Origin of the sequence: Bacillus sp. JJ1533 (assembly GCF_036965045.1) — a bacterium.
Lineage (GTDB): Bacteria > Bacillota > Bacilli > Bacillales > Bacillaceae_L > Ferdinandcohnia.
Map to the genome: position 1 here is coordinate 195,401 of NZ_JBALOV010000026.1, position 12,818 is coordinate 208,218.

Consider the following 12,818-nt stretch of genomic DNA (forward strand, 5'->3'; position numbering starts at 1 on the left):
GAAGGGGGGAGAGAAAATGTCCAAGGCCATAGAGATAGCGGAAGTACAATCAACATTCCTTTTAAATGGGAAAACTTATACATTTTATCAATTAAACGCTTTGGAGAAAGCAGGGGTAGGTGTTATTTCGCGTTTGCCCTTTACGATAAAGATTTTACTGGAATCGTTATTGAGAAACTATGACGGTAAGCTTGTAACATGGGAACATATCGAATTACTAGCAAAATGGGCGAAGTGTAGAGGAAAAGGGAATGAAATAATCCCTTTTTTGCCTTCAAGAATCGTCCTACAGGATTTTACAGGTGTACCAGTGGTCGTAGATCTTGCATCACTTAGACAGGTAATGGTAGACATGGGTGGTAATCCCGAACAAATTAATCCTAAGATCCCAGTTGATCTAGTTATCGACCATGCAGAACAAGTAGATAAATTTGGTACACATGATGCTTTAGCTTATAATGTTGAGCGCGGTTTTAAACTTAATCTTGAAAGATATACATTTTTTAAATGGGCTACTAAATCGTTTTCTAATTTCCGAGCAATTCCGCCATCAACTGCAATTATTCACCAGGCAAATCTTGAGTACCTCGCTTCTGTCGTTCAATTCGAAAGAGTAGCAGATGGACAGTACATAGCATACCCGGATACTTGTTTCGGAACGGATTCACATACCCCAATGGTGAATGGAATTGGAGTATTAGGGTGGGGTGTTGGTGGGATTGAAGCAGAAGCTGCAATGCTTGGTCAGCCTTCTTTTATTCCCATTCCTGAAGTGATTGGAGTTCATCTGAAGGGGAGATTACCTTCAGGGACAACAGCTACCGATTTAGCACTTTATCTAACGAGTCTTTTAAGAAAGAAAAAGGTAGTTGGTAAATTTGTTGAATTCTTTGGTGAAGGGGTATCGAGTCTGTCAGTAGCAGATCGTGCAACAGTTTCGAATATGTCACCCGAAAATGGAGCCACCGTCACGATATTTCCAACTGATGAAGAAACATTGCACTATTTAAAACTAACTGGAAGATCAGAAGAACAAGTGGATTTGGTGGAAAAGTATTGTAAGGAAAACGGACTTTTCTATTCACCTGACGGACTGGAGCCAGTTTATTCCGATATAATCGAACTCAATCTTTCCGAGGTAGAGACTTATATATCCGGTCCGAAGCGTCCTCAAGATGTAAACCGACTATCAGAGATAAAACCAGCTTTTCGAAAGGCACTAACTCATGACCGAGGAAATCATGGATATGATCTTGGACTTGATGAGATAAATAAGAAGACATTCATTAAGGATATAAATGGTCAAGAATCTGAAATCAAAACAGGAGATATTGTGTTAGCAGCTATTACAAGTTGTACAAATACATCGAATCCTAGTGTTATGATCGCAGCGGGACTTTTAGCAAAAAATGCCGTAGAAAAAGGACTGCAGGTACCACCATATGTAAAAACGAGTTTATCCCCTGGCTCAAAGGTAGTAGCAGAATATTTAAGAAAGGCTCATTTACTTGAACCATTAGAAAAGCTTGGATTTTATTTGGTTGGTTTCGGATGTACAACTTGTGTTGGAAATTCGGGTCCACTGCCGGATGAAGTTGAAAAAGCAATAAAGGAAAATAATCTAATTGTAGCTGGGGTGTTGTCTGGTAACAGAAACTTTGAAGGGCGCATCCATCCACTTATAAAAGCTAATTATCTCGCTTCTCCCCCTTTAGTCGTAGCTTACGCTCTTGCTGGGACAATAGATATTAATCTAAAAACGGATCCAATAGGGAAGGATGTCTTTGGAAAAAATATATACTTAGATGATATTTGGCCATCAAATAGCGAGATACAGGAACTGATTAAAAAAGAACTCACCCCAAAATTGTTTAGAGAAAATAATGAGTTTATTTTTACTGGAAATGAATCCTGGAATCAACTTAAAACAGACGTGAGCTTACTATACAAATGGGAAGCTGAATCTACCTATCTTCAAAATCCACCTTATTTTGCTGAAATGCCATCGCTCCAAAACGATATGGCTCCTTTAAATGGTTTAAGGGTTCTTGCAAAATTAGGAGATTCAATTACGACGGATCATATATCTCCTGCCGGAGGAACAATCCCAATTAACAGTATTGCCGGAAAATATTTAATAGATAAGGGTGTGGAACCTAGGGAAATTAGCTCATATGGAGCGCGAAGAGGAAACCATGAAGTAATGATTCGTGGTGGCTTTTCCAATATTCGTCTTAAAAATCAAGTCGCACCAGGAACTGAGGGTGGATTCACAACACATTTTCCAACTGGAGAAGTCATGCCTATTTATGATGCTGCAATTAAATACCAACAAGGTAATACGGGTTTACTTGTAATTGCGGGGGGCGATTATGGGATGGGAAGCTCACGGGATTGGGCTGCAAAAGCTACTAAATTATTAGGAGTTAAGGCTGTATTAACAGAGAGTTACGAACGTATTCACCGTAGTAATTTAGCTCTAATGGGTGTCCTCCCACTCCAATTTCAAGAAGGAGAAAATGCAGACACTTTGGGATTAACAGGTAGGGAGATTTATAATATAGATATTCGTGATCATGTACAACCAGGACAATTAATTACGATAAAGGCAATCGATGATTTTGGTGTAACAAAGGAGTTTCAAGTCATTGTCCGTTTTGAAAGTCAAATAGAAATTGAATATTACCGTCACGGTGGTGTTCTTCAAATGGTACTCCATAATGAGATTCAAAATAAAGTAGAAGCATAGTATTACAGCCCTTTTCGTCGGAAGAGGGTTTTTTTCTTATAAAATGACATATAATGTTCTTGATTAATTCAGACTATTCAGCATAAAATGAGTATAAAAGCCCTATATCTAGTAGAAGGGGATGTGCTCATCTTGAGAGTCTCATTGCAAACGAAACTTCTTGTCCTGATTATATCATTGTTATTATTTGTGATTGTATTTTTAACGGTCATTTTTTCGTATTTTGAGTCAAAACAAACTGAGCAAAATATGGGCCAACTTGCTTTACAGGTCGCTACGACAGTTTCGTTTATGCCTGAAATTCAACGAGCATTTGAATTAGATGATCCCGCAGAAGTCATTCAACCGATTGTCGAACAAATACGAGAAGAAGTTGGAGCGGAATTTATCATTGTCGGAAATAAGGATAGCATTCGTTATTCGCACCCACAAGAATGGAAAATAGGAAAAAAGATGGTTGGTGGCGATAATGACCAAGCTTTACTTAATGGCGAGTATTATACATCAAAGGCAATTGGCTCTTTAGGTCCATCATTACGGGGCAAGGCCCCCATTTTCGATAAGGAAGAAAATATCATCGGTATCGTATCGGTGGGCTTCATGCAAGAGGATATTCGCGCCGTCATCTCAAATCGATTAATGAAATACAGCGTAATTGCCTTTATCGTCCTGATGCTTGGAATTGGTGGAGGGGTTCTCCTAGCAAAAAATATTCGTAAAGATATTCTGGGGCTTGAACCACATCAAATTGCTTCCTTATATAGAGAGAGAAATGCGATATTATATTCCATAAAAGAAGGGATAATCGCAGTTGATGAGTATGGTAAAATAACATTAATGAACAATACCGCAAAAAATATTTTAGGAATAAAAGACGACTCTATTAATCAACCAATTGAAGATGTGATTCCCAATACTGAGATGTATCGGGTTTTACAATCAGGGATGTTAGAAAGCGATCGGGAAATGATTCTCAAGGATCGAATTGTTATTGTAAATAGGACACCGATTATTGAAAAAGATAGGATTGTAGGTGTCGTTGCAAGTTTTAGAGATAAGACAGATATAACGAAAATGGTGAATACCCTTTCAGAGGTTCGAAAGTATTCGGAAGATTTGCGGGCACAAACTCATGAATTTACAAATAAACTGTATGCTCTATCTGGTTTACTCCAGTTAGGTGAGTACCAGGAGGCAATAGATTTCATTCAATCAGAATCTTCTAATCAACAAGTTCAAAGTCGAATTTTATTCGAGCAGATACAAGATCATAAGGTTCAAGCGATTTTGCTAGGTAAAATTGGAAAAGCATCAGAGCATAAAATAAATTTTACAATCGATCCAAACTGTTTTTTAAAACCGCTTCCAAAACATGTCGACTTATCGAAGTTGATAACGATTTTAGGAAATATTATTGATAATGCATTTGAAGAAGTCATGAAAAACAACAATAAAAAAGAGGTTGTTTTTTTCACAACTGACATAGGCAATGATATTGTTTTCGAGGTAGCAGATTCAGGCATGGGCATCGATTTTGAAAAGAAATCTGACATTTTTTCGATAGGATTTTCGACTAAAAATGGAAATAATAGGGGCTTTGGTTTAGCGAGTGTTAAGCAAACTGTTACTGAATTAAATGGATCAATTGAAATTAACAATGTGAGTGGCGGAGGAGCCGTTTTTTCAATTTTTATTCCTAAGGAAATGAAAAATGTTAGCTAAGGGGGGAAGAATGTGATTCGAGTTGCGATTGCAGAAGATGATTTCAGGGTTGCATCAGTCCATGAAAGGTTTCTTATGAAAATTGAAGGCGTTCAAGTTGTAGGCAAAACATTAACAGGTGAAGAAACTCTTAAACTATTAGAAAAAGAACATGTGGATTTATTGCTCCTCGACATTTATATGCAGGATCAACTTGGTACCGATTTACTACCCATTATCAGAAGGGATTTCCCACAAGTAGACGTCATTATGATTACGGCAGCAACTGAAAAAGAATTAGTTGAACGCTCATTAAGAAATGGGGTTATTGACTATATCATAAAACCAGTCACGCTTGAAAGATTTATTTCAACGCTAGAAAATTATAAAAAGCGCAGACAATTATTGGATACTGAAACAGAAATGAATCAACATGTAATTGACTCGATCTTAGGAAACTCACAACCAACTGCTAAACAAAGTGAAGGTATGCCAAAGGGGATTGATCCGTTAACCTTACAAAAGGTAATCGATATCATGAAAACGGTCGTAGACGGTATTTCGGCAGAAGAAATGGGAGAAAGAATGGGTGCCTCTAGAACAACGGCTAGAAGATATTTAGAATATATCATTTCGACCGGTAAGGCAACAGCAGAACTAGAATATGGAATTGTAGGTCGTCCAGAGAGAAAGTATCGGATATTATCATAACATAGGCAACGAATTATGAGTGAAAAATTAGTCAGAACGTAGGGTACATCCCCTAGGTTCTTTTTTATTTCATGAACATCGAACAAATGTGAAGTATTTGTGAACAAAATGAACAAAATGTTCACAAAACACATTAAATTCATTAAATTGAAAACGGTTACAGATAAAAGGCTGTCAGATATTATTTCCTTATTAAAGGAATTGTAAAACCTTTAATAGTTAAAAAAATAAGAGGGGGATTTTATGAAAAAAGTTCTTTCACTTCTTTCAATCCTTTTGGTGTTATTTGTGGCGGCTTGTTCAAACAGCTCTACTTCAAATAACTCAGGGGAAAAGGGAAACGAATCCGAAAAATCGGGTGACAACGCAACAGCGGAAAGCTGGACACCGGAAAAAGCCATTGAAATTGTTGCTCCGGCTGGAGCAGGTGGCGGTTGGGATACAACTGCACGTATGGCTGCAAAAGTTTTTGAAGATGAAAAGATTATCGAGCAAGGACTAGGGGTAGTCAATAAGCCAGGAGGTGGAGGCGCAGTTGCTTGGGCATACATCCACGCATTAAAAGATAGTCCATATAATCTTTTTGTAACTTCACCACCAATGTTATTAGTACCATTAAATGGTCAATCTGAATTTGACTTTGAAGATTTTACTCCACTTGCAAACGTCATTGCTGACTATGCTGCAATTGCTGTTCGTGCAGATGCGAAGTGGAACGATCTGAATGAATTATTTGAAGATATGAAGAAAGACCCTTCAAGCATTTCAGTAGTTGGTGCATCTTCACCAGGAAGTATGGACCATATTCAATTTATTAAGGTAGCGAAGGCTGCTGGAGTAGACATTACAAAAATTAAATATGTATCTGACCAGGATGGCGGAGCGTTAACACAGCTTCTAAATGGAAGTGTACAAGTTTTCTCGACAGGGGTAGCTGAAACCGTTGAACAGGTTAGAGCGGGGAAAATTAAGGTACTAGGTGTTACTTCTGAGGAACGTTTAGAAGGTGAAGTGTTAGAGGACTTCCCAACTGTTTTAGAACAAGGAATTGACGCTACTTTTGTCAACTGGAGAGGCTTCTTCGGACCGCCAGAAATGGATCCAGCTGCAGTGAAATACTATGAAGAGAAATTTAAAGAATTGAGTGATTCACAAGCATGGGCAGACATTCGTAAGCAATATGGATGGGCTCCGATGTATATGAATCATGAAGAATACAAAAAATTCCTTACTGAAGAAAGAGATTCTATGAAAGCTCTTCTCGATGAACTTGGTTTAGGAAAATAAGATTTGTCAAGGTAGGAGCCAATGAAAACAAGTCATTGGCTCCTTTAAAAAAAGGTGGTGCACATTATGTTAAATACTGTAAACAAAAAAATATCACTCATTCTTGGCTTGGTATCAATAGGTTATTTGGTATTAGCTTTCCGGTTACCGGCATATCCATATGTTCCAGTTGATTCAGATGCAGTACCGATTACTCTGGGTTTTATCTTATTATTCTTATCGATTTTATTATATTTTCAAAAAGATAATCATGCTAAAGATAAGGCGAAAATTCCAACTGGTGAAAAGCGAGTAATCCTAACAGTTCTTGGGTTTGTGCTCCTATTTATCATTCTTCTTGAATTTTTAGGGTTTATTTTAACAACGACAATCTTTATTTTTGGAAACTCATGGTTTTTGGGATATAAAAAGTGGAAAAGTAATTTAATTGTTTCTTTAGCACTCCCTCTAGCAATCTACTTTTTATTTAGCAAGTTCCTACAAATCGCACTACCACAGGGTATATTGCCTTTTTAGAAAGGGGGAAACACAATGGATATTTTTGATGGAATAATTACTGGTTTTAAAGTTGCGTTAAGTTTACAAGGACTGACGTTCGTATTCTTAGGGGCCGTCATTGGAACCTTGATTGGAATGATCCCAGGATTAGGTCCAATCACAGCAATTGCTGTAATGATACCGATCACATATGGGATGGATCCTGCTATGGCGTTATTATTAATGGCAGGGGTTTATTACGGGGCAGCTTATGGAGGTGCGGCATCATCTATTCTCCTGAATGCTCCCGGTGAATCCATGTCGGTACCGACGACCTTTGACGGATATCCGCTAGCGAAACAGGGGAAGGCAGGTAAGGCATTAGCTATTGCAGCGATCGCATCGTTTGTTGGAGGAACAATAAGTGTTGTTTTATTAACGCTCTTTGCTCCTGTACTTGCGAGTTTAGCAATCTCCTTTGGTCCTGCAGAATATTTTGCATTAATGCTCATGGGATTGATGACAGTATCAAGCTTTGCAGAAGGCTCAACAGTAAAAGCGTTAATTTCCGCAACACTTGGATTTATTGTGGCAACAATTGGTATCGATGGTCAAACAGGGACAACACGATTTACCTTTGGCAATGTTAATTTGCTAGAAGGAATTGACTTTCTAGTTATTGCTTTGGGATTGTTTGCCTTAGCTGAAGTGAGTTCGCTTATTTTTGAACGTAAACAAAGTGGGAATTTTTCAAAAAATCTAGGAAGTCTTCGTTTGTCAAAGCAAGAATATAAAGAATTGGCTGTTCCGATGGGAAGACAGTCACTAATGGGCTTTTTAATCGGAGTTCTGCCTGGTGCGGGAGGAACAATTGCATCCTTCTTGGGATATATTTCAGAGAAGAAGCTCTCTAAGAAACCTCATGAATTTGGTAAGGGATCAATTGTTGGGTTAGCTGCACCTGAAGCTGCGAATAATGGTGCCTCAAGCGGTGCCTTTGTACCTCTACTTAGTTTAGGGATACCTGGATCAGGAACAACAGCTGTAATGCTGGGGGCGTTGATTGTACTAGGTGTACAACCTGGCCCACTTTTAATGAATGATCACCCAGATGTGTTTTGGGGGGTTATTGCGAGTATGTATATCGGGAATGTGATTCTCTTAATTCTGAATCTACCATTAATCCCATATATCTCTAAAATCTTGAAAATTCCACGTCCAATGCTCATTTCATTGGTTGTGATCTTTTGTATAATCGGTGTTTACGGAATCAGCTTTAGAACATTTGATTTATTCTTATTGGTGATATTCGGAATCCTAGGTTATTTTATGGCGTATTTTAAGTTTCCGGCAGCACCAATGTTACTGGCATTTATTCTTGGTGGCATGATGGAACAATCACTAAGACAGGCTTTAACGATTTCGGATGGAAGCTTACTCATTTTTATTGAGAAACCAATTTCATGTGGGCTTTTACTTATTGCTGCACTTTCATTTATTGTTCCATTTTTCCGTAGTAGAAAAAAGAAAAACAAAATAGATCCAACAATTGACGCATAAACAAATGAAAGGTAGGAATATTTCTATGCAGGACATAAAAACAAATCCAAATCTAAAGACAGACGAGATTATTGAGAAAATAGCAGATTACGTGTTGAATCAGCCAATCGAAAGTGAACTGGCAATTGAAACTGCGAAATATGTACTGATAGATACTCTCGGATGTGGCTTCTTAGCCCTAAGATATCCTGAGTGTACAAAGCATCTCGGTCCAATCGTACCAGGTACAGTTGTTCCAAACGGTAGTAGGGTGCCGGGCACACAATTCGAATTAGATCCGGTTCATGCAGCTTTTAATATCGGCTGTGCAATTCGCTGGTTAGATTACAATGACACATGGTTAGCTGCTGAGTGGGGACATCCTTCAGATAACTTAGGCGGCATTTTAGCGGTAGCAGACTATATTAGCCGAAAACAAATTGCTGAGGGAAAAGAGCCACTTAAGATGAACACAGTTCTCGAAGCAATTGTGAAGGCACATGAAATTCAAGGTGTGCTAGCGTTATCAAATAGTTTAAATCGTAAAGGCTTAGACCATGTTCTGTTTGTGAAAATTGCATCAACTGCTGTTGTAACAGCAATGCTTGGGGGAACAAAGGAAGAAGTCATGAATGCCTTATCAAATGCATGGATTGACAACTCAAGCTTACGAACATACCGTCATTTCCCTAATACTGGTTCACGTAAGTCATGGGCTGCGGGTGATGCAACAAGTCGTGCAGTTCGTCTTGCACTAATGGCTGTGAATGGTGAAATGGGATACAAAACCGCGCTATCCGCGCCAAACTGGGGATTCCAGGATGTATTATTTGGCGGAGAGGAAATTACATTAGAAAGACCATTACAATCATATGTAATTGAGAATATTTTATTTAAAATCTCTTATCCTGCTGAATTCCATGGTCAAACTGCTGCTGAATGTGCAGTTGAACTACACCCACAAATTATGAATCGTTTAGACGAAATTGATAAAATCGTCATTACGACTCATGAATCAGCTATTCGTATAATTGATAAAACTGGTCCGTTGCATAATCCAGCAGACCGTGATCATTGCCTTCAATATATTACGGCGATTGGTTTATTATTTGGAACAATTAATGCTGATCATTATGAAGATGAAACAGCAAAAGATCCAAGGGTAGATTCTCTACGGGATAAAATGGTAGTCGTTGAAAATAAACAATACACTGAAGATTATTTAGATCCCAATAAGAGATCAATAGCGAATGCGATTCAAATTTTCTTTAAGGATGGAACAACTACAACAAATGTGGAAAGAGAGTATCCGCTTGGGCATCGTTTCAGACGTGATGAAGGAATTCCGTTATTAAAACGAAAGTTTGCAGATAATCTAGAAACACGTTTTCCACAAAAGCAAGTAAAAGAAATCTATGAATTATGTTCAGATCTAGAAAAACTATCTAAGACAAATGTGAATGAGTTTATGTCGAAATTAGTAATCTAAGAGACGAAAGTTCAATACGAGGTGAATGACATGGCTTGGATTGTTGACAAAGAACGAAGTCAAGAAGAACTAGCTTCGGCTTTTCGCGAAAAAATGGAAGCACCTGCGATTATGCAAATTCCGGGTGCTCATGATGGAATAAGTGCTCTTCTTGCAAAAAATGCAGGATTTGAAGCTTTGTATCTCTCTGGGGCAGCATACACTGCTAGCAGAGGACTTCCTGACTTGGGGATTGTGACCTCTGAGGAGCTTGCCGCACGGGCAAAGGATTTAATTCGTGCATCAAATCTACCGCTATTAGTTGATATCGATACAGGGTTTGGCGGGGTTCTTAATGCAGCTAGGACAGCCCGTGAAATGATTGAAGCAAAGGTAGCTGCGGTTCAGATTGAAGATCAAGACCTACCGAAAAAATGTGGTCATCTAAATGGAAAAAAGCTTGTGAGTCCAGAAGATATGGCCCAAAAAATAAGAATTATTAAAGAAGTGGCTCCATCCTTAATTGTCATTGCGAGAACAGATGCAGTTGCTGTAGAGGGAATTGATCGGGCAATTGAAAGAGCAAATCTTTATATAGAAGCCGGAGCGGATGCGATTTTTCCAGAAGCTTTAACTTCAGAAGAAGAGTTTCAACAAGTGAAAAATAGGGTGAAAGCACCATTACTGGCTAATATGACGGAATTCGGGAAAACACCTTATTATACCGCAAATGAGTTTGAAATGTTTGGGTATAGCATGGTGATATATCCTGTTACCTCACTACGAGTAGCGGCAAAGGCTGTCGAGGATGTATACACTGAAATTAAAAACACAGGCACACAGAAGGAATTTCTAGACAGAATGCAAACAAGAAAAGACTTATATGAAACAATCAGTTATTATGATTTCGAAAAACTAGATACAGAGATTGCGAGAACAGTATTATCCGAGAAATAATGAATAAGGAAAGTGAAGGTCTAAAAATACAGTTTAAAAGTTAAACATATCTAATAAGTATATACGCATTACGAATGACCACTTAGTGGGATAATATACGGGAAATGAAAAGGGAGGAAGTATTTTTATAACTACCGTAAGATATGATAAGAAGCCTCTCGACAGAGAGGCTTCTTACTTGAAATTTTTACATAATCAATATGAACTTAAATTAAAATTATGTATTATACTGCAAAGGATTCCTCAATTGCAATTGTTTGCCTGTACTCTTCTGCCAACATAGTTGTAACAAATTCAGCTGTTGGATCGATTTCTTCAACTAACTTTCGAAGAGTTTCTACGTCCACCCTAAAAAACTCTTTTCTATAATTAACTTTATTTACTCTATCATCATTTAGTTCTTTGTGTAACATCTGTTCTAAACTTACTGCATCATCACTAAATATCATCGCATGTACGTCAAATCTAAAAGGGACTGATGCGTCACCAAGTTCATCAATTCTGTCTTGTGGAACCATCCTCCTTGTCATTCCAACCTTAAACATTTTATCACCAAAGGATCCTAAATTAGAGATAATATAAACATAACCGGCTTTTCCTAGAGTAAGACTGGCAATTTCCTCTTTTTTATCTTCAATATTCATCATTTGCGCCTCTAATTCTTTAAGGCGTTCTTTTAATTGCTCAATTTTTTCAGAGTCAGTTTCTTTTGATAATAATTCTTTATTTCTTTCCATTTCTATTTTGAATTTACGTTCTTCATTTTCAAGCTTCTTTTTCTCTTCTTCTAACAATTTTCTTTCCCTTGCTTCTTGTTTCATTTGTTCCTTTATCATTCTTTGTTCTTCTTTTTCCTGTTCTCTGTATACATGATACTTATACTCAATATTTATCAATTCAATATATAAAGGCTCAATCTCAGTTAAAAACTTTGTAATTGTAGGTAATATACTGCGATTACCATCGCCGCAAATTGCTAGGTATTTTGTAATAATATTTTTAACAGATTGAATTGATTCATCTAATTTATTGTATTTTAATTGATATAATAATATCTGGATTTCAGCTTGCAGACCAATTATCATCAGGTTATAAATTGTTTTATTAGCCTTGGTTGTATACCTATCTTCGTAACCACTTAATACATTTTTAATTTCTTTATTAGTAGCGTTTGATAATTTCCTTAACTCTTTTGAGTTATCGGAATGCAAATGTAATCTAAGAACGGTGCCAAGTAGAGTATCCTCCGCTAATTCATTCTGTAATTGTTCAATTTGATTTTCGACATCTTCAAAATTAATAGTATGGGGGAATCGTGTATCGAAGTTTTTTAAGCCTACTATTTGCGATTTGAATTTACGAGCTTGATTTTTATATCGGTTCACTTCTTTGATTAAACTTTCATACTCAGTTGATAGTGACTCTAAATCGTCGTTATATTTTATAGTTTTATCCACAACTTCCTTTAAATTATTTTCTGCCTCTTTTTCTATTTTCATTGCCTCTTCTTTAGCCTTTTTAAAAATCATTTCCTTTTCTTTAGAGGTGGCTTCTTCAAATTCCCTACGAAGTAATTTTTCAAATTCCTGTTTATCCTCTAATTCTTTTGTCTTTTTTTCAATTTCTATGTTTAAATTTTCTAGATTTATCTTTTTCTCATCTAGCTGAATATTTAATAAAGAATGTTCTTTTAACTGTTTATAGAACTCTTTCCTTTTAACCAATTGAAAGATTAACAATAATATTGCTACAACTGCAGGTATTACTAAAAAGCTAAATAACGAAAGGGTTAGAATCATTGGAGTAGAGTACCACCATTTATCCTTGTAAGATAACATGTTATTGCCTCCTTTTAATTTATAAGCTTAGGATACGAATGTTTATCCTTTACCATTATTCGACAGAAATTACAGGAAATCCTTTTTGGAA

Annotated in this window: 9 protein-coding genes; 8 read left to right on the forward strand and 1 reads right to left on the reverse strand. The window is 37.1% G+C overall.

Going from position 1 to position 12,818, the window contains the following annotated elements:
* Positions 1-16: 16 nt before the first annotated feature.
* The 8 genes from acnA (at position 17) to prpB (ending at position 10,889) form a co-directional block, all read left to right on the forward strand.
* Positions 17-2,749 carry an aconitate hydratase AcnA gene (acnA, locus tag V7138_RS14230; RefSeq protein WP_335398423.1) on the forward strand — a complete coding sequence of 911 codons (2,733 nt, stop codon included), beginning with the start codon at positions 17-19 and terminating at the stop codon, positions 2,747-2,749.
* An 87-nt stretch (positions 2,750-2,836) separates the two neighbouring features.
* A complete protein-coding gene (locus tag V7138_RS14235) occupies positions 2,837-4,471 on the forward strand; it encodes a sensor histidine kinase (protein ID WP_335398425.1) in 1,635 nt (544 codons plus the stop codon).
* A 12-nt stretch (positions 4,472-4,483) separates the two neighbouring features.
* The gene (locus tag V7138_RS14240; protein ID WP_335398427.1) at positions 4,484-5,161 is read left to right on the forward strand and encodes a response regulator; all 678 of its coding nucleotides are present in this window, start codon (positions 4,484-4,486) and stop codon (positions 5,159-5,161) included.
* 243 nt (positions 5,162-5,404) lie between these two features.
* Positions 5,405-6,448, forward strand: coding sequence for a Bug family tripartite tricarboxylate transporter substrate binding protein (locus V7138_RS14245; protein WP_335398429.1), 1,044 nt, complete (start codon positions 5,405-5,407; stop codon positions 6,446-6,448).
* Positions 6,449-6,514: 66 nt separating this feature from the next.
* Positions 6,515-6,964, forward strand: coding sequence for a tripartite tricarboxylate transporter TctB family protein (locus tag V7138_RS14250; RefSeq protein ID WP_335398431.1), 450 nt, complete (start codon positions 6,515-6,517; stop codon positions 6,962-6,964).
* A gap of 15 nt (positions 6,965-6,979) precedes the next feature.
* On the forward strand, positions 6,980-8,485 hold the full coding sequence (locus V7138_RS14255) for a tripartite tricarboxylate transporter permease (protein WP_335398432.1): 1,506 nt from the start codon (positions 6,980-6,982) through the stop codon (positions 8,483-8,485).
* 25 nt (positions 8,486-8,510) lie between these two features.
* Positions 8,511-9,953 carry a bifunctional 2-methylcitrate dehydratase/aconitate hydratase gene (locus tag V7138_RS14260; RefSeq protein WP_335398434.1) on the forward strand — a complete coding sequence of 481 codons (1,443 nt, stop codon included), beginning with the start codon at positions 8,511-8,513 and terminating at the stop codon, positions 9,951-9,953.
* A gap of 30 nt (positions 9,954-9,983) precedes the next feature.
* Positions 9,984-10,889 (forward strand): methylisocitrate lyase, encoded by a 906-nt coding sequence (gene prpB / locus V7138_RS14265; RefSeq protein WP_335398436.1) that lies wholly within the window; start codon positions 9,984-9,986, stop codon positions 10,887-10,889.
* 224 nt (positions 10,890-11,113) lie between these two features.
* Here the strand turns inward: prpB and V7138_RS14270 are convergent, their stop codons facing one another.
* Positions 11,114-12,727, reverse strand: a complete 1,614-nt coding sequence (locus V7138_RS14270) for a GIY-YIG nuclease family protein (protein WP_335398438.1) — start codon at positions 12,725-12,727, stop codon at positions 11,114-11,116.
* Positions 12,728-12,818 lie beyond the last annotated feature (91 nt).

Excerpts from the sequence above, each read along its gene's own strand:
- acnA (WP_335398423.1), top strand. The coding sequence starts at position 17 with ATGTCCAAGGCCATAGAGATAGCGGAAGTACAATCAACATTCCTTTTA.
- V7138_RS14235 (WP_335398425.1), top strand. The coding sequence starts at position 2,837 with ATGAGTATAAAAGCCCTATATCTAGTAGAAGGGGATGTGCTCATCTTG.
- V7138_RS14245 (WP_335398429.1), top strand. The coding sequence starts at position 5,405 with ATGAAAAAAGTTCTTTCACTTCTTTCAATCCTTTTGGTGTTATTTGTG.
- V7138_RS14250 (WP_335398431.1), top strand. The coding sequence starts at position 6,515 with ATGTTAAATACTGTAAACAAAAAAATATCACTCATTCTTGGCTTGGTA.
- V7138_RS14255 (WP_335398432.1), top strand. The coding sequence starts at position 6,980 with ATGGATATTTTTGATGGAATAATTACTGGTTTTAAAGTTGCGTTAAGT.
- V7138_RS14260 (WP_335398434.1), top strand. The coding sequence starts at position 8,511 with ATGCAGGACATAAAAACAAATCCAAATCTAAAGACAGACGAGATTATT.
- prpB (WP_335398436.1), top strand. The coding sequence starts at position 9,984 with ATGGCTTGGATTGTTGACAAAGAACGAAGTCAAGAAGAACTAGCTTCG.
- V7138_RS14270 (WP_335398438.1), bottom strand. The coding sequence starts at position 12,727 with ATGTTATCTTACAAGGATAAATGGTGGTACTCTACTCCAATGATTCTA.